This window comes from Streptomyces sp. NPDC001292 (assembly GCF_042896465.1).
In the GTDB taxonomy this organism is placed as follows: domain Bacteria; phylum Actinomycetota; class Actinomycetes; order Streptomycetales; family Streptomycetaceae; genus Streptomyces.
In genome coordinates this window covers 114,643-130,641 of the sequence record NZ_JBIAXG010000025.1, presented here as the reverse complement: position 1 = coordinate 130,641, position 15,999 = coordinate 114,643, and the positions used below count along the sequence as shown (strand labels likewise).

The window sequence follows — 15,999 nt, the reverse complement described above, 5'->3', positions numbered from 1 at the left end:
TCGATGCCGACCAGGGAGACCCGCACGAACGCGTCGATCACCAGTCCCCGGTCGAGGACGAGTTCCAGTACGTCGTACAGGCCGCTGCTGCCGCCTCCGCCGCTGGACGTCTGTGCCGGGACAATGGTCATGCCGACCGCGCCTCCTTCTCCGTGTAGGTCCGTGCAGTAGGACTGCGTCTGTGTGGGGTCTTCGGGCGCGAGCCGCAGCCGGCCCCCTAGCCGCCGGCGCGAGCCGCGGCCGGCCCCCTAGCCGCCGGACCGACGGGCGTCGGCGCGGCCGCGTTCGTAGCGGTGCAGGCGCCGGTAGCCGGTGAGCTGCCCCTGCGGGTCGAGTTCCACCTGGTAGCTCGCCATCAGGCTCATGGTGTCCGGCACCCGGGCCAGTTCCAGGACCTCCACCTCCAGCGACCAGCCGTCCTCCGACTGCTCGAAGGTCGTCACGGACTCCGCGCTCAGACCGGTCAGCTCGGCGAACTGGGCCCGCGCCTCCCGCAGCACCTCCATCGGCCCAGGCCGGGACACCGACCCACCGTCCTCGTCCGCGCCACGCGACTCCCGCGAACCCCGTGACTGACCGGAACCCCGCGACTCCGCGGTGTTTTCTCTCTTCACCATGGCCACCTCTCCTCCCCCGGGTGGCCGCAGGCTCCACGGCCAAACCTGCCCGAGCGCGGACGTCCCCTCGCACGGGCCGGCGGCCGGTCCTGATCGTTTCCGGGCCGGAAGGCCGGGCAAACGGTGATGCGCCGCACGAGTGCCTGGCAGTGGGCCGGGACGCGCACAAGTCGGTCGTGGCCGGGCTGATCCTGGCCGGGGTCCGCCCGCTGTGGGCGGAGCCGCAGTGGGATCCCGATCTCCACCACCACGCCACCGGCAACGACGACGTGCTCGCCCACCCGCGCAGCGGCGTCCTGGCCGTCATGGTCCTCCCGGACGCCGCCGACACAGACTGAAGAGCGTGTGGGTGGCAGTCGAGGAGTGACCGGGCACCCCAGCGGCTCCCCTCCTGCCGGCAGGCCCTCGTCACGCGTCCGCTGGGGAACGTTCGTCGCCTCCGTGCCCTGCCGCTCGCGCGACCGCATAGGCGCCGAGCGACACCACGGCCCACGCTGCCGTCGCAGCCCCGAGCGCGAGCCACGCCGCGTGCTGACGGAGGAGCACCGCGGCGACGATGGCGAACACCAGCAGCCCAAGGGTGCCCGGGGCAGCGCCACGCGCGTCGTCGCGGGCGCTCATGAGCCCCTCCTCCTCGGCCACAAGAGTCAGGCTGGCCAGCAGGATGGCGGGAAAGGCGAGGAAGACGCCGCCGACGAACGACCCGAACAGCCGTGACACGACGGCCGCCAGGAGTGACACGCCCGCGCCGAGACCGAACCGCAGAAGCAGATCCTTGCGCGGCGTGCGCGCGACCGCCCGCAGGTCCACCCGCACGCGGTCGGGGTCTTCGGCCCCTTTCCCGCTCCCGTCCGCTGGCCGCGCCGATCGCCTCACGGCGCCACCACGAAGGCGATGGCGGCCGCTGCGGCGAACCACACGACAAGGGCCGCCGCGGACCCGCGCACGGCTCCGAATCTGGCGAGCGCCGGAACATCGACGAGACAGTAGGCGGTGAACGCCAGCGCTCCAGTGACCATGCCCTGTGCCGCGGTCACCGCGTCGAGGTCGCCCTTGAACACCACCGTCAAGATCAGCCCTCCCAGTGCCACCGAGGGGGCAGCGGCGAAGATCCCGGCCAACCGCTTGGACGGACCCGGCGCAACGCGGCTACGACGGCCGCGCCACCGTCGGTAAGGGCCTGATGAGCATTCCCTGCGCAGAAAATGAGGCGTCGCGGGAGTCCCCGTGGCGGCTCTTTCAAGGTGACTCGTTCAGAAGCCGGTCGAGGTGGCCTTCGAGGTCCAGTGCGTCAGACTCCTGGGCGGCCATCACCAGTTGGTAGGTGCGGAACAGCCAGCGCGCGAGGGCCGGGAGCGGAGCGATGAGGTGGGCAGAGCCGCCCGGAGGACTCAGGAGAATGTGCAGGAGGGCTTCCGGGCCGGTTCCGGTCGGCCACACCCTCACATCGCCCTCTCCGCTGGCTGCCAGCATCCCTCGGGCGAGCAGCTCGCGTGAGATGACCCAGGACACGGGGCTCAGGGCGAGGTCCTGGAAGAGGAACTCCACCACCAGTGGGTCCTGCGACCTGTAGAGCAGGCGGGTCGGTACCGGGAGCCGTGTGCCCTGGGGTGACACGAGCTCCATGCCGAGCATGTGGTCTACGCAAGTGATCATGGCTCTGTGTGCGATTCTTCGGGGGCCGGGGCGGTGCCGGGCCCGGGCAGTGGGATCACTGTCCGGGCCCGGCACCGGCGCTGTCCGTGTGGTCGACGGAAGCGGCAGTGGTGGTGGTCTTGGTGACGGCGGTCCTCACCGGTGTGAGTCGTCGTGGTGCCTCAGGCTGCCCCAGTAGGCGTCTCCGTGGTCGCCGGCCCAGCGGAGCTGGTCGAGAACCCACTGCCGACGGGCTTCGTCGATCCGCGCCCGGTGATCGTCATGCTTGTGGTGCCGGATCCAGTAGTGGCCGTCGTGGTTGTGCCGGCCCTCGTCGTGGTGGTCGGCGATTCGGATGGCGGAGACCACCCCCGACTGGCTGCTGCTGGGGTATGTCGCAGCCGAGGCGGAGCCGCCGGTGGCGAGAAGCCCGGCTGCCGCGACGGCGGTCGAGGTGATCGCGACGGCAACCCCACGAACAGTTCTGCTTGCCATGGTGTTTCCTCTCTTTCCTCGCTCCACGCTGAGAACGGGGGATTTGGTGCTTATGTGCCTGGTTGGGCACTGAAGACACTAACCCCATCTTGTTGAACGATGAACTACTTCTGGCGTGAGGTGCACCACGCGCCGAAGAGCCGTTGCGTCGGAATATTTCTGCGGTATCGGCTCAGCGGCCCCGAGTGGGCCAAGGCCGGGCCGCGTCCGCCTGGGTGGCCGAGGCGATCAACTGGTCGACCAGGCCGATCAGAACGTCCCGGCACGACTCGCGGTCCCGCGCGTCGCACAGCAGTACCCGGGTGTGTTCGGGCAGCGCCAGGGACTCCCGGATCTCCTCCGGCGGGTAGGGGTGCCGTCCATGGAAGCCGTTGACGCCGAAGGCGAAGGGAATGACCCGGCTCTCGAAGAAGTCGATGAGCCGGAGCCAACGGCGTGTGACGTCAGGTGGTCAAGTGATCGACGACTTGTGGTGCCTTGTGGCTGCCGCGTTGTGATCACCTGCCTTTACGGGAGAGTCACGGCCGAGGTGGATGGACGGTCTCCCCGGGCGGTTCGCGCCGCGGACACCCTCGCTGCGCCGCGCACGGGAGTAGGTCGCGCCGGCCCAGGCCGGGCGTCCGGCACGGCCAGGACGCTGCCTGCGCTACAGGCGTGGTTCCCGAGGTCGGCGTCAGGTGGTAGACACGGCGGGACCACAGTTCCTGTCCGCCAACAGGAAGGTTCCCCATGTCCGAAACCAGGTCCGACAACACGCTCGAGAACAGCCACTTGGCGAATCGGCGCCAAGTACTCGCCCGCTCCGGCGCCGTGGGGGTGGGCATCGCGTTCACCGGAGCCCTCTCGGAGCTCTTCGCGGGTACGGCGAGCGCGCTCGGCCGCTCCGGGTACGGACCCCTCGTCCCCGATCCGAACGGCCTGCTCGACCTGCCGGAAGGTTTCCGCTATCGGGTGCTCTCCCGCGAGGGCGACCAACTCCGCTCCGGGGAAGGGGCCGTTCCCAGCAACCATGACGGCATGTCCGCCTTCGCGGGCAGAGGCGGCCGCGTGCACCTCGTACGCAACCACGAGAACCGTCCTACGGCGCGGATTGCCGTCCCGGCCGTGGAGGGCATCACCTACGACCCCGCCGGCAAGGGCGGGTGCACGGCCCTGACCCTGGACGGCCGCGGCAGCGTTGTGTCAGAGCGGGTCGCGATCGCCGGTACAGCAGTCAACTGCGCGGGCGGGCCCACCCCTTGGGGCACCTGGCTGACCTGTGAGGAGACCGAGGACAAAGCCGGCACCAGCGGCTACACCAAGGACCACGGCTTCATCTTCGAGGTCGATCCGGTCGATCCCCACCGCACCGGGGCCGTACCGCTCACCGCAATGGGACGCTTCCAGCACGAAGCCATCGCGATCGACCCCCAGCAGGGCATCGTCTACGAGACCGAGGACGCCTTCCAGAGGCCCTTCGGTCTCTTCTACCGGTTCCTGCCCAACAAGCCCCGCGGCGGCATCGGTTCGCTGCGCGCGGGCGGCCGGCTGCAGGCGATGCGCGTCCCCGGCGTACCGGACCTCTCCTCCATCCAGGAGACGGGCGCCTGTTTCGACGGCGTCGAATGGGTGGACGTCCCCGACCCGCTCGCCGCCCAGACCCCCATCCGCCTGCAGGACTTCGGGCCGAAGGGCATCACGCACGCCCAGAAGCTGGAGGGCTGCTACTGGGGCGGGAGATGCGTGTACTTCGTGTCCTCCTTCGCGCACAGGGCGGAGGGCTCGGCCGCGGACCACTTCGGGCAGATCTGGCGCTACGACCCCACAAGGCGCCGCCTCACGCTCGTCGTCGTCTTCGGTCCGGACACGGACGTACAACTGCCCGGCGAGTCACCGGACAACATCTGCCTCGCCCCTGGCGGCGGCCTCATGGTCTGCGAGGACGGCGATGGCGCGCAGCACGTGTTCGGCGTGACCCGCCGCGGCGAGGTATACGCAATGGCCCGCAACCGCCAGAACATCGGCACGCCCGATGTCCCGGCATGGGGCGAGTTCGCGGGCGTCACGTTCGCACCGGACGGAAGGACGATGTACGTCAACTGCTACAGGCCCGGCACGACCTTCGCAGTGACAGGGCCGTTCCACCAGTAGTACCGCCTTGGCGGGCGCGGGTGAGACGGGACGGCCTCCGTCTCACCCTGCCTGAGCCTCGTGACCGTATCCGTGCGGCCGCGTCCCCCACCGTCGGCTGTCGCCCGTCAGGGCCACCGACCGCCCTGGCTCGCCCAGGACCCGTCAGTCCTCTCCTTCGTCGCCCTCGAAGAAGTCACCGACCTCGTCGACCACTTCGGCAGCGACCATCCCGCCGACAACGCCGACTGCGAGGCCGGCCGCCCCCGCGGCGATGGCCGTGCCCATGCCGGGGCCGGAGCGGTGGCCATCACGGTGGTGATCGTAGTGGCCGCCGTGGCCGTGGCCGTGCGCGTACGCGTCGCCGTGCCCGTAGGCGGCGTGCGAGCCGTACGAGGCCCGGTGTTCCACCAACTGCCGGATCCAGCCGTCGACGACCGTGTTCCAGTCCTGGTACTCGACGCCCTCGTGGGGGACGGCGAACCGGGTCAGCGCGTCGTGGCCGGAGGAGAACAGGCCGCCGCGCTTGTCCGCCTCCAGGACGACCTCCATGCCGCCCGGGTTGGCCAGGAAGGTCACTTCGATCTCGTTGACCTGCTGTGCGTACTGCGGCGCCGGAGTGAGCTCGATCTCCTGGTAGAAGGGCAGCTGCTGGCCGGTGCCACCGATGTGCCCGTACTCCAGATCCGCGGACCTGAAGCCGAACCCCAGCCGGCCGAGCGCTTCGAGAACCGCCTCCTGCACGGGCAGCGGGGCGATGCTCAGTTGGTCCAGGTCGCCCTTGTCCCTGGCGCCCGCCACGGCCAGCTCGGTGCGGACCCCGAGGACGATGCCCAGTCCCTGCCCGTACAGCTCGGTGATCGGAGTCTCCCACGGCAACACCACGCTGAACGGCACGCTGCGCTGCTCGCCCGCGGCGAGCCGGAAGCCGCCGCCGACGGCGAACCGGTCGAAGACGACCACGCCTTCGCTCTCACCGTCGTCGTGCTCGGCCTCGACCCGGGCTACGAGTTCCAGGGTGATGTGCTCGATGCCGAAGTCGGCGTCCCCGCCCTTGAGGTGGACCTGGCCGGTGAGCGCACCGCCGGGCCGGGCCGCCCCCGGGTCGAGGACCGTGTCCACCGTGGGCCCGCCCACGCCGAGCGATCCGAGCAGTCGTTTGAACACCATCGTGGCGTCCGCTCCTTAAACGTATGTGTTCCATGAGGGTGGCGCCGCCGACCAAGGGGTTCGCGGCGCCACGGCAGTTCGCGGGCCGGTTACCAGGCCGCGTCGAGAGAGGCCAGCGCCTGCGCCCCGCGGACGTACTTCAACTCGGCCAAGTCCGCGAGGGCCTTGGCCCCGAACGCCTCCTGAAGCAGCTCGCCGTCACGGTCCGAGACCCCCTTCAGCGCTCCAACCGGGGTCGCCGGGATCTCAAGCAGGCTCTTGTCCGCCCATGCCTTGTCCAGCACCTCGTCCGGGTCGATCGAAGCCATGTGTGCAGTCTCCAAAGGTCCGCGCGGGGCCAACATGTGCTCGGGCCTTCTACGAACGAGTAGAAGCATAGAGGTGTACGGCGACGGGGAAGGGTGCGGCCCGGGCGGGCATGGCAGGAAAGACCGAAAACGGGTTCTTGCGCAGGCCGGAGGGCTGTGCCCGGCGGCCCGAAGGCGACGTCGATCGCCTCCGGGCCGGTCAGCAGGGCACCGTCGCCGGTCTCCTCGTTCTCAAGCGCCTGTCGGACGCGCGACGGGACCCGGCCGGACCTGTGGCCGACGGGTGCGAGGGCAGGCAGGGGTCGCTGATCCAGCAGGCCCGGGCGGTGAGGCGGCCTCAGGGGCCGCCGGACGGCGCCCGCATCAACCGATCGATGGATGCCAGGAGGAGCGCGATGGCCGATGGCGGCCGTGCGCGGTGGACAGGAAGCTGGTGTCCATGTCGATCGTCGAAGTCGAAGGACTGCGCAAGTCCTACGGAGGCAGGGCCGTCGTGGACGGCGTGGACTTCACCGTGGAGGAGGGCGAGATCTTCGGGATCCTCGGCCCCAACGGGGCGGGGAAGACCACGGCCGTCGAGTGCGTCGAGGGGCTGCGCGTTCCCGACGCCGGGACCATCCGGGTCGCCGGGCTCGATCCGGTGCGCCACCACCGCGAGCTGACCCGGATCCTCGGCGTGCAGCTCCAGGAGAGCGAGCTGCAGGCGAAGCTCACCGTGCGTGAGGCGCTGGAGCTGTACCGGGCGTTCTATCCCGAGCCGGCGGACTGGCGGCCGATCGCCGAGCAGCTCGGCCTCGACACCATGCTGAACCGGCCGTTCGGGAAGCTGTCCGGCGGCTGGAAGCAGCGGCTGTTCATCGCCCTCGCCCTGGTGGGCCGGCCGCGGATCGTCGTGTTGGACGAGCTGACCACGGCGCTCGACCCGCGGGCCCGCCGCGACACCTGGAAGCTGATCGAGGGCGTCCGGGACTCGGGCGTCACCGTCCTGCTGGTCACCCACTTCATGGAGGAGGCCGAGCACCTGTGCGACCGGGTCGCGGTGATCGACCGCGGCAAGGTGGTGGCGCTGGACTCCCCCGCGGGGCTGATCAGCCGGTCGGACAGCCCGACGGTGATCTCCTTCCGCCCTTCTCGGCCGTTGCCCGACGCGGAGCTGGACACGCTGCCCGGCGCGGTGTCCGTGAACCGGCAGGGCTCACGGCTGGTCATCAACGGCACCGACGACACCGTCAACGCCGTGATCACCATGCTGGCCCGCAACGGCATCACCGCCGCGGAACTGCGGGTGGTGGACGCCACCTTGGACGACGCCTTCCTGGGCCTGACCGCCAGGACCGCGGACACGCCCGCCGGGCCTGCCGACACCGCCGAGCCCGCCGATGCCGACGCCGTTCGAGGAGGACACTGAGATGCCCGTTTTCACCCCCGCGTCCGGCAGGGTGCTGAAGACCGAGACCCGGCTGTTCACCCGCGAGCCCGGCACCCTCTTCTGGGTGCTGGTCTTCCCGCCCCTGCTGCTCACCGCCTTCGGCCTGATCCCCGGCTACCGCAAGCCCGACGCCGACCTCGGCGGTCTGCGGGCCATCGACGTCTACGTCCCGAGCACGGTGCTGGTCGCGCTGATCACGGCGAGTCTGCAGGCCATGCCGGCCGCCCTGACCGGATACCGCGAGCGCGGCATCCTGCGCCGGATGCGCACCACCCCGGCCCGCCCGGCCGACCTGCTGGTCGCGCAGATGGTGCTGCACCTGGCGGCCGCCCTGCTCGCCGCGCTGCTCGTCCTGGCCCTGGGCAACCTCGTCTACGACGTCGCCCTGCCGCAGAACCCGCTCGCCTACGCGGTGACACTGGCGCTCGCGGCGGTGGCGTCGCTCGCGATGGGCGCGGTGATCACCTCGGTCGCCAGGACGGCCAAGGCGGCCACGGCCATCGGCATGTCGGTCTTCTTCCCCGCGATGTTCGCGGCCGGCATCTACGTGCCGGTCCAGGTGCTGCCCGACGCCGTGCGGCAGATCGTGGAACTCACCCCGTTCGGCGCCACCGCCCAGGCCCTGAGCGAGGCCGCCACCGGCAACTGGCCGGCCTGGGACCACCTGGCCGCCCTTGGACTGTGGGGTGTCGTCTTGATGGCCACGGCGGCCCGCTGGTTCCGCTGGGAATAGCAGATGGGAACGGAAGAATCGACGTGGCGCCGGGAACCAGGGGAAAGCTGATCGCATGACGGACGCACCGCAGACGGGACTGGGCTGGCAGGGGTTCCTGCGCTGGGGTCCGTACGCCCTCCTCGGCGGCGGCGCGTTCGTCGCGTTCGCCACGTCCCGGGTGCTGATGAGCGCGGCGGAGACCTACACGGCCGCCGTGCTCGCCGCGGTCGCCCTGGGCTGGCAGCTGGCCTGGGACGGCGCCCTGCGGCGGCTGCCCGAGCCGGACCCGCGCCGGGTCGTCCACTTCGTGGTGCGTACGGTGCTGGCCGCCGCGCTGAGCTGGCTCAACCCGTTCTTCTCGATCTACGCGGTGATGGGCTACTTCGACGCGGCCCGGCAACTGCCCCGCCGCCAGCGGCGCTGGGGCCTGCTCGCGATCGCGGCGACGCTCGCCGCATCCCAGTCCACCGTGCCCGACGGCCCGGCACCCGGCAGCACCCTGCAACTGACCGTCTTCCTCGCGCTGTTCGCGCTGCACACCGCACTCGCCCTGGTCCTCGACCGGCTCAGCGACCAGGAGGCGGAGCGGCACCGGCAGCAGAAGGCCACCATCGAGGCGCTGGAGCTGAGCAACTCCCGGCTGGAACAGGCGCTGGCCGAGAACGCCACACTCCAGGCCCAACTGCTGGTGCAGGCCCGGGAAGCGGGCGTCACCGACGAGCGCCGCCGGCTCGCCGCGGAGATTCACGACACCCTGGCACAGGGACTGGCCGGCATCATCACCCAGCTCCAGGCAGCCGTCGACAGCACCGACGGGACCACCGCGCGAGCCCACGTCGAGCGCGCCGCCGCACTGGCGCGGTACAGCCTCGGCGAGGCACGGCGCTCGGTGCACAACCTGGCCCCCGGGTCGCTGGAGCACCGCAGGCTGCCCGAGGCGCTCAAGGAGACCGTGGACCGCTGGCAGGCCCTGTCGAGGGCACACTTGGAACTCGTCGTCACCGGCACCGTCGAACCACTGCACAAGGAGATCGAGGCAACCTTGCTCCGCATCACCGAGGAGGCGCTGGGCAACGCGGCGAAACACGCCGACGCCCACCGCGTCGCCGTGACCCTGTCCTACCTGGACGACGAGGTGGCCCTGGACGTCCGCGACGACGGCTGCGGCTTCGATCCCGGCAGCCGGCTGCCGCGCTCCACGAGCGGCGGCTTCGGCCTGGACGGCATGCGCCTGCGCGCCGCGCGCGTGGCAGGCACGGTGGAGATCGAGACCGAGCCGGGCGGCGGTACGGCTGTGTCGGCGCGGGTACCGTTGGTGCGCGATGACTCGTGATCCCGCCCCATCACCCTGCTGCTCGTCGACGACCATCCCGTGGTGCGGGACGGTCTGCGCGGCATGTTCGCCACCTCCCCGGACTTCGAGGTGCTGGGCGACGCGTCCGACGGCCCGCAGGGGGTGGCGCTCGCCGCGCGCCTCGACCCCGACGTCGTGCTGATGGACCTGCGGATGCCGGGCGGCAGCGGCGTGGCGGCCATCGCCGAGCCGGCACGGCTCTGACTGCGCTGCCGGGTGCTGGTCCTGACCACCTACGACACCGATTCCGACGGGGCAGGGCCGGGCCCCCGGTGTGGTCCGACGGGATCGTCTGGAGCACGACGCACTGCGACGACCATCGCGCCGCGGCCGTGGCGCGCCGCTCGTCGGTCAGCTCAATCGGCGTGGACGCCGAGCCGAACGACCCGCTTCCCGACGGCGTCGCGCAGAGCGTGCTGCTTCCCGAGGAGCGAACCACCGTCCACCGGCTCGCGGAGCGACGCCCGGACATCGCCTGGGACCGGCTGGTCTTCAGCGTCAAGGAGAGCGTCTACAAGGCGTGGTAGCCGCTCACCGCTCGCCGGCTGGACTTCCACGAGTGCGCCACCGCGCCCGATCCGGACAGGGGGACCTTCACCGGGACTCTCCGCGTCCCCGGCCCGGTCGTGGGCGGGAGGATCCGGCACTTCGCGGGCCGCTGGCAGGTCCGAGGAGGCATCGGAGCCGGGCATGTGGCCACGGCGGTGCTGGTGATGTCCCCCCGGGGAGAGCTGACGGGCCGTTTCTCGCGCGGGCCCGCCCGGCGGCCGGGCCCGCGACCGGTCAGGAGGCGGACCGGCCGACCAGTTGGCGCAGCTGCCGGGCGAACGCCGGGATCTCCCCGACCTTCTCGACGAACTGGCCGGGGGTGCACCACGAACGTCGTGAAGCCCTGGGCGAGCTGGAACTCCAGGAATTCCACCGAGTCGGCGAGTTTGGCGGGGCCGCCGCCGGCGGGAAGCGACGGGAGGATGCTCGTGACCAGCTCCAGTTCGGCACCAACGACCACGGGAGTACGCCACCTCCGCTCGCGCCGAAGCCGACAACGGCGATGGCCGGCCACTGGAGGAACATTGATCCCGGGCGAAGCGGCGGCAAACGCCGGGTGGGGGAGCCGCGCCGGGCTTCCCGGGCCGCGTCCCGTGCGCCACACCCCCTGCCGCGAGAGCACAGCCGGCGAGCGCTGCCACGGCCACAGCGGCTCACCCGAGGCGCTTGTGCCCACCGACCGCCACAGACCGGGTCGAAGCCGGTCAGGAACGCCGACCCGGTCCGCTCCACGACCTACCTCCCGAGGCCGGCACCACTGCTCACGCCGGACGGGTCCCGGACCCCGTGGTCGCACGGTCCCCGGATACGCTGGGAACCCGGATGTGGCCAGAATCGTTTTTCTGTTCCCACCGCTATCAGAGGAGTACCGATCTTGTCCGCCAGATCGACGGACCCCCCGGGGCACAGTCCCCGACCATCCCGCCAGGCTTTTCCTGAGCACGGCACGCGGCGGGGCGGTGTTCGTTGAGTGCCGCGCTCGGCCTGCTGGCCGTTCTCGTCCTGACCGCCGGCACCGGCTACTTCGTCGCCCAGGAGTTCGCGTACGTTTCCGCCGACCGGCTCGCCCTCGCCCGTGAAGCCGAGGCCGGGGACGACAAGGCCGCCCGCGCCCTGAAGGTACTGGAGCGGCTGTCGTTCATGCTCTCCGGTGCCCAGCTGGGCATCACCGTGACCGGTCTGGTCGTCGGATTCATCGCTGAGCCGTCCGTGTCCGCGCTGCTCAGGCCCGCGCTGTCCGGTGTCGGCATCCCCGACGCAGCCGTGGGCGGGATCGCGGTCGTGCTCGCCTTCCTGCTGGCCACGGTCGTGCAGATGGTGCTGGGCGAGCTGGCCCCGAAGAACCTCGCCATTGCCGTCCCGGAGCGGCTGGCGAAGTCACTGGCCGCCTCCACACTGGCGTATCTGAAGGTCGTCGGCCCGGTGGTGCGCATCTTCGACGGGGCGGCGAACAAGCTGCTGCGCAAGGTCGGCATCGAGCCCGTGGAGGAACTGCACCACGGCGCCACCCTGGAGGAGCTGGGCCACCTGATCGGCGAGTCGCACGAGCAGGGTCAGCTGCCGCGCGAGACCTCGGAGCTGCTCGACCACGCCCTGGAGTTCTCCGACCGGACGCTGGACGAGGTGATGGTGCCGCGAGCCGACGCGGTCTTCGTCCGCAAGGACGCCACCGCCGCCGAGGCGGTCGACCTGATCGCCAAGCATGGCCACTCCAATTACCCGGTCCTCGGCGATCACCCGGACGATGTCGCGGGTGTGCTCGGCGTACGGGAGCTGATGGGGCTGCCCGACGACCGGCTCAGTGGCACCACGGCGGGCGCGCTCGCCCGCCGCCCCCTGTTGCTGCCCGACACCCTGCCGTTGCCGGGTGCCGTGGAGCAGATGCGGGAGCGGGGCGACGAGTTCGCCGTAGTCCTCGACGAGCACGGCGGTGTGGCGGGCATCGTGACGTACGAGGACATCGCCGAGGAACTGGTCGGCGACATCGCCGACGAGTCCGACACCGTCACCGAGATCGCGGTCGCGGACGGCGAGGGATGGCTGGTGGACGCCGGGCGGCGCCTGGACGAGGTGGCCGAAGCGACCGGCATCGAGCTGCCCGAGGAGGAGGACTACGACACCGTGGCCGGCCTGCTCGTGGACCAGCTGGGCCGCTTCCCGGCCGTCGGCGACCGGCTCACCGTGGAGCTGCCCGACGGAGGCCGCGTACGGGTCGACGTACGCACCCTCGACCGGCACGTGCCGGAGCGGGTGCGCCTGGAGCGGGTGGCCGTGGTGGAACGTGAGGAGGAGCAGGCGTGAGTTTCCCGATGGCGCTCCTCGTCACCGTCCTGCTGCTGATCGGCAGCGGGTTCTTCGTGGCCGCCGAGTTCGCGCTGGTCGCCGCCAAGCGGCACCGCATGGAGAAGGCCGCGGCGGAGGGGCAGCGCGGCGCCAGGGCGGCGCTCGCCGGGATGCGTGAGCTGTCGCTGATGCTCGCGGGCGCCCAGCTCGGCATCACCGTGTGCACGCTGGGCCTGGGCTCCGTGTCCAAGCCCGCGATCTCGCACGAACTCGACCCGCTGCTGCACAAGCTGGGCCTGCCGAGCGCGCTCAGCTATGGTGTGGCGTTCGCCGTGGCCATGGTCGTGGTGGTGTTCCTGCACATGGTGGTCGGCGAGATGGCGCCCAAGTCGTGGGCCATTGCCCACCCCGAGCGCTCCGCGATGCTGTTGTCCCCGCCCTTCCGGGGCGTGGTGGCGGCCGTACGCCCGCTGATCCGGGTGCTGAACAAAATGAGCAACGGCCTGGTCCGCCTGTGCCGGGTCACCCCGCGCGACGAACTTGCCTCGGTGCACAATCGCGAGCAGCTCACCCACCTCGTGGAGGAGTCCGAGCGGCTGGGCCTGATCAGCAAGGACGACTCCGACCTGATCACCAACTCCCTCACCGAGCCGCTGACTCCGGTGGGCGATCTCCAGACCCCGGTCACCGGGATCACCTCGGTGCCGGCCGAGGCCGACCTCGGCACCATCCTGGCCACCGCGGCTGAGCACAACCGCAACCGCCTGCTGGTGTTCGACGGTCCGCTGGTCGTCGGCTCGGTCCATGCCCGCGACGCCCTGATCGCCCGTGGTCGAGGCCGCGCTGCGATCGCTCGGGAACTCGCTCGGCCCGTACCGGAGTTGGCGGCCCGGGACACAGTCGGCCACGCCATCGAACAGCTGCGCCGACGCCGCGCCTCCATCGCCGTCGTATGCGACGACAGCGGGCGGCTCACCGGTCTGGTCACGCTGGACGACCTACTGGCTCGCCTCCTGCACCCACAGGCGGCGTGACGGAACCCCCCGGGCACTCTGATCCGTCCCCGTCCGGCGGCCGCCACGGGGACGGATCAGGCGGACCCGTGAACCTCGCGATGGATTCAGGGCGCTCGTAAGGGACGGCGTTGTCACGCGCCTGCCTTCGCCGCAGTGCGGTGATCCTCTTGCCCAGCCACGGGTCCCATGCGCAACCTGCCGGTGTCGGGCCGGAGGTCACGCCCCGACACCGCGCTGGCGCGCATATTCACTAAGATCCACATCCGGCAGGGACACGCGGGACATGCCGCTGAGGAAACTGGGAACAACCCGATGACGCACGACGGCACCACGCGCTTAACCCCTTGCCAGGCCGCGGCCTCTCGCTGCCGCGCCGTGACCGAGGCCCGCTGGTTCGCCATCTGCGTCTTCGCGGTCATCATCACCAACGCCGTCATCCTCGGCGTGGAGACCTACCCGGGGGCGGTCCACCGCTGGCACGACGAGCTGAAGCTGATCGAGCACGGCTTCCTCGCCGTGTTCACGGTCGAGATACTCCTTCGTGCCGTCGCCCATGCAGACCGCCCCCGGGACTTCTTCCGCGATCGGTGGAACCTCTTCGACGCCGCCGTGGTCCTGTGCTCCTTCCTGCCGGTCGTACGCGAGAACGTCACTGTGCTGCGGCTGCTGCGCCTCGCCCGCGTACTGCGCGCGGCTCGCTTCCTGCCCCAACTGCGCATCGTGCTCGTTGCGGTGGCCCGCAGCCTCCCCGGCACGGTGAGCTTCCTGCTGGTGGGCGCGCTGCTGCTGTACGTCTACGGGATGGTCGGCTGGGTCTTCTTCGCCGCCGACGACCCCGAGCACTACGGCTCCATCGGCCGCGCCGTCCTCACCCTCTTCCTCCTGACGACCATGGACGGCCTCGGCGACGCGGTCCGCGCGGGCCTGGAGATCTCCCGCTGGAGCATTTTCTACTACGCCACCTACGTCCTGCTCGCCTCCTTCATTCTGGTCAACGTCCTCGTCGGCGTCGTCATCACCTCGCTGGAGGAGGCCCGCGAGCTGGAACGCGAGGAGGACGAGCCCGGCTCGGCAATCACTGCGGCCGTGAACGCCCCGGAACGAGAGGTGCGCGACGGCATCGCCGCGGCGCGACGAGCCCTGGACGAACTGGAAGAAAGCCTGGAACGCCTCTCCGCGCCCCCCGTGCGCACGACGGAGGAGAGCGCTCCTTTCGCCTCGAGGCGGACCTGACATGAAGGGGCCTGGCGACGAGAGGCTGCCACGCGGATCCCCGGCATCATCAGCGCCGTCGTGATCGGCCTCGTCATCGGTGCCCTGGGCCGACTCCTCGTCCCGGGCCGTCAGCGCATCGGCAGGCTGTGGACGATCCTTGTCGGCATCGCCGCCGCGCTCGTGGGCATGGCCATCGGGGCCGCGTTCGACGTCGCCGACACCAAAGGCGTCGACTGGACCTAGCTGTCCATCCAGGTCGGCCCGGCGGCTCCGGGCGTGGTCGCGCTGGACCGCACCAAGGCCCGCCGCTGACACCGGCGCTCAGCCCGGCTGGTGTCGGCAGGGACGACGGTCACCTCCTGCGACTCCGATTGCGCTGCGGAGACGAGGTAGTCCCGATGCCCTTGAACAGGAATCCGGCAGTGACCTGGGTGCGGTCGCCGCGTTGAGGAGGGCGGTGAAGCCGCGCGGACCAGGGCTTCGTCGTCGACCATCAGTGTCCGGATCGATCACGTGATCGTGCTCGGCGCCGCCGTCCTCCTGGCGCTCGGCCATGCCCTCACCGCTGTGGACACCAGGGCCCTGCCGCGACAGAGCGCAATCATTGACTTACGCTCCGTATGTGATAGGTAGGCGAGTCGGGGCAAGGATCCCAGGGCGGTCGGGTCACGTCGGCCTGCTACTGGGGCTTGCCCTGCTGGTTCTCGCCCATCTGGCGGGCACCGTGCATGGCTCCTCGTACGGCGGCCCTCATCTGCCGATCGGGTCCGGAGCCGCTGCCGTCGCTCACCAGGAAGCCGGGACCGGCCACGGTCTCGGCTCGGCTCCGGGGCACGGACACGAGAGCGATGACCACGCCCCAGGGCACCACGACGAGGCCGACGATCACATCGAGCACGCGGCGGACCGGCCCAGGGCCTCCGCCGATGCCACCGTCGACCTCGGGTCCGGTCGCATCGGTGCGGATGCCGCAACCTCCCCGGTGGCGGGTGCCACGGCCGCGTACGCCGCCTGGGCCGGTCAGCTTCATGTCCCGCGTGCCTCGGACAGCCGTGGCACCCTCACGCTCCACTGCGTCTGGCGCGTCTAGGCGCCGTCCGCACG

Annotated in this window: 18 protein-coding genes and 3 pseudogenes; 11 read left to right on the top strand and 10 right to left on the bottom strand. The window is 70.9% G+C overall.

Going from position 1 to position 15,999, the window contains the following annotated elements:
• Together gvpJ and ACFY4A_RS24980 are read right to left on the bottom strand one after the other, a co-directional pair.
• A partial coding sequence (gene gvpJ / locus ACFY4A_RS24985) for a gas vesicle protein GvpJ (protein WP_390831581.1) occupies positions 1–131 on the bottom strand: 131 nt, incomplete at its 3' end.
• Between the two features lie 117 nt (positions 132–248).
• Positions 249–617 carry a gas vesicle protein gene (locus ACFY4A_RS24980; protein ID WP_390831574.1) on the bottom strand — a complete coding sequence of 123 codons (369 nt, stop codon included), beginning with the start codon at positions 615–617 and terminating at the stop codon, positions 249–251.
• Between the two features lie 131 nt (positions 618–748).
• On the opposite strand from ACFY4A_RS24980, the pseudogene ACFY4A_RS24975 reads away from it, so the two are divergent.
• Positions 749–907: pseudogene (locus ACFY4A_RS24975) on the top strand (ornithine decarboxylase); the annotation flags it as partial.
• Between the two features lie 118 nt (positions 908–1,025).
• On the opposite strand, the gene ACFY4A_RS24970 reads toward ACFY4A_RS24975, so the two are convergent.
• From ACFY4A_RS24970 to ACFY4A_RS24950, 5 genes and pseudogenes are all read right to left on the bottom strand, one after another.
• The gene (locus ACFY4A_RS24970) at positions 1,026–1,433 is read right to left on the bottom strand and encodes a DUF3147 family protein (protein ID WP_390831573.1); all 408 of its coding nucleotides are present in this window, start codon (positions 1,431–1,433) and stop codon (positions 1,026–1,028) included.
• Positions 1,434–1,489: 56 nt separating this feature from the next.
• Entirely contained in the window at positions 1,490–1,738 is a 249-nt protein-coding gene (locus ACFY4A_RS24965) for a DUF3147 family protein (RefSeq protein WP_390831572.1), read from the bottom strand.
• 118 nt (positions 1,739–1,856) lie between these two features.
• Positions 1,857–2,273, bottom strand: coding sequence for an SsgA family sporulation/cell division regulator (locus ACFY4A_RS24960; protein WP_390831571.1), 417 nt, complete (start codon positions 2,271–2,273; stop codon positions 1,857–1,859).
• 135 nt (positions 2,274–2,408) lie between these two features.
• On the bottom strand, positions 2,409–2,747 hold the full coding sequence (locus ACFY4A_RS24955; RefSeq protein ID WP_390831570.1) for a hypothetical protein: 339 nt from the start codon (positions 2,745–2,747) through the stop codon (positions 2,409–2,411).
• Positions 2,748–2,919: 172 nt separating this feature from the next.
• Positions 2,920–3,165: pseudogene (locus ACFY4A_RS24950) on the bottom strand (ATP-binding protein); the annotation flags it as partial.
• A gap of 311 nt (positions 3,166–3,476) precedes the next feature.
• Here ACFY4A_RS24950 and ACFY4A_RS24945 point away from each other — a divergent pair.
• Positions 3,477–4,877, top strand: a complete 1,401-nt coding sequence (locus ACFY4A_RS24945) for an alkaline phosphatase PhoX (RefSeq protein WP_390831569.1) — start codon at positions 3,477–3,479, stop codon at positions 4,875–4,877.
• Positions 4,878–5,021: 144 nt separating this feature from the next.
• On the opposite strand, the gene ACFY4A_RS24940 is transcribed toward ACFY4A_RS24945, so the two are convergent.
• Positions 5,022–6,026, bottom strand: coding sequence for a sporulation protein (locus ACFY4A_RS24940; protein ID WP_390831568.1), 1,005 nt, complete (start codon positions 6,024–6,026; stop codon positions 5,022–5,024).
• 89 nt (positions 6,027–6,115) lie between these two features.
• On the bottom strand, positions 6,116–6,334 hold the full coding sequence (locus tag ACFY4A_RS24935) for a hypothetical protein (protein WP_390831567.1): 219 nt from the start codon (positions 6,332–6,334) through the stop codon (positions 6,116–6,118).
• Positions 6,335–6,773: 439 nt separating this feature from the next.
• Here ACFY4A_RS24935 and ACFY4A_RS24930 point away from each other — a divergent pair, with 439 nt between their 5' ends.
• The 9 genes and pseudogenes from ACFY4A_RS24930 (at position 6,774) to ACFY4A_RS24890 (ending at position 15,207) form a co-directional block, all read left to right on the top strand.
• A complete protein-coding gene (locus ACFY4A_RS24930) occupies positions 6,774–7,742 on the top strand; it encodes an ABC transporter ATP-binding protein (protein WP_390831566.1) in 969 nt (322 codons plus the stop codon).
• A gap of 1 nt (position 7,743) precedes the next feature.
• Positions 7,744–8,496 carry an ABC transporter permease gene (locus tag ACFY4A_RS24925; protein ID WP_390831565.1) on the top strand — a complete coding sequence of 251 codons (753 nt, stop codon included), beginning with the start codon at positions 7,744–7,746 and terminating at the stop codon, positions 8,494–8,496.
• Positions 8,497–8,551: 55 nt separating this feature from the next.
• A complete protein-coding gene (locus tag ACFY4A_RS24920) occupies positions 8,552–9,811 on the top strand; it encodes a sensor histidine kinase (RefSeq protein WP_390831564.1) in 1,260 nt (419 codons plus the stop codon).
• Positions 9,812–9,820: 9 nt separating this feature from the next.
• A complete protein-coding gene (locus tag ACFY4A_RS24915) occupies positions 9,821–10,036 on the top strand; it encodes a response regulator transcription factor (protein WP_390831580.1) in 216 nt (71 codons plus the stop codon).
• A 161-nt stretch (positions 10,037–10,197) separates the two neighbouring features.
• The gene (locus ACFY4A_RS24910) at positions 10,198–10,359 is read left to right on the top strand and encodes a 4'-phosphopantetheinyl transferase superfamily protein (protein WP_390831563.1); all 162 of its coding nucleotides are present in this window, start codon (positions 10,198–10,200) and stop codon (positions 10,357–10,359) included.
• A 988-nt stretch (positions 10,360–11,347) separates the two neighbouring features.
• Positions 11,348–12,682 carry a hemolysin family protein gene (locus ACFY4A_RS24905; protein WP_390831562.1) on the top strand — a complete coding sequence of 445 codons (1,335 nt, stop codon included), beginning with the start codon at positions 11,348–11,350 and terminating at the stop codon, positions 12,680–12,682.
• Positions 12,679–13,698: a hemolysin family protein gene (locus ACFY4A_RS24900; RefSeq protein WP_390831561.1), complete on the top strand. Its 1,020-nt coding sequence runs from the start codon at positions 12,679–12,681 to the stop codon at positions 13,696–13,698. Before ACFY4A_RS24905 ends, ACFY4A_RS24900 begins: the two co-directional genes overlap by 4 nt.
• Positions 13,699–13,992: 294 nt before the next feature.
• Positions 13,993–14,913, top strand: coding sequence for an ion transporter (locus tag ACFY4A_RS24895; protein WP_390831560.1), 921 nt, complete (start codon positions 13,993–13,995; stop codon positions 14,911–14,913).
• Positions 14,914–14,949: 36 nt separating this feature from the next.
• Positions 14,950–15,207 (top strand): annotated as a pseudogene (locus ACFY4A_RS24890) (GlsB/YeaQ/YmgE family stress response membrane protein).
• A gap of 367 nt (positions 15,208–15,574) precedes the next feature.
• Here ACFY4A_RS24890 and ACFY4A_RS24885 read toward each other — a convergent pair.
• Positions 15,575–15,925 carry a hypothetical protein gene (locus ACFY4A_RS24885; protein WP_390831559.1) on the bottom strand — a complete coding sequence of 117 codons (351 nt, stop codon included), beginning with the start codon at positions 15,923–15,925 and terminating at the stop codon, positions 15,575–15,577.
• Positions 15,926–15,999 lie beyond the last annotated feature (74 nt).

Coding starts and splice junctions, on each gene's coding strand:
- ACFY4A_RS24980 (WP_390831574.1), bottom strand. CDS start 617: ATGGTGAAGAGAGAAAACACCGCGGAGTCGCGGGGTTCCGGTCAGTCA.
- ACFY4A_RS24960 (WP_390831571.1), bottom strand. CDS start 2,273: ATGATCACTTGCGTAGACCACATGCTCGGCATGGAGCTCGTGTCACCC.
- ACFY4A_RS24955 (WP_390831570.1), bottom strand. CDS start 2,747: ATGGCAAGCAGAACTGTTCGTGGGGTTGCCGTCGCGATCACCTCGACC.
- ACFY4A_RS24945 (WP_390831569.1), top strand. CDS start 3,477: ATGTCCGAAACCAGGTCCGACAACACGCTCGAGAACAGCCACTTGGCG.
- ACFY4A_RS24940 (WP_390831568.1), bottom strand. CDS start 6,026: ATGGTGTTCAAACGACTGCTCGGATCGCTCGGCGTGGGCGGGCCCACG.
- ACFY4A_RS24935 (WP_390831567.1), bottom strand. CDS start 6,334: ATGGCTTCGATCGACCCGGACGAGGTGCTGGACAAGGCATGGGCGGAC.
- ACFY4A_RS24930 (WP_390831566.1), top strand. CDS start 6,774: ATGTCGATCGTCGAAGTCGAAGGACTGCGCAAGTCCTACGGAGGCAGG.
- ACFY4A_RS24925 (WP_390831565.1), top strand. CDS start 7,744: ATGCCCGTTTTCACCCCCGCGTCCGGCAGGGTGCTGAAGACCGAGACC.
- ACFY4A_RS24920 (WP_390831564.1), top strand. CDS start 8,552: ATGACGGACGCACCGCAGACGGGACTGGGCTGGCAGGGGTTCCTGCGC.
- ACFY4A_RS24895 (WP_390831560.1), top strand. CDS start 13,993: ATGACGCACGACGGCACCACGCGCTTAACCCCTTGCCAGGCCGCGGCC.
- ACFY4A_RS24885 (WP_390831559.1), bottom strand. CDS start 15,925: ATGAAGCTGACCGGCCCAGGCGGCGTACGCGGCCGTGGCACCCGCCAC.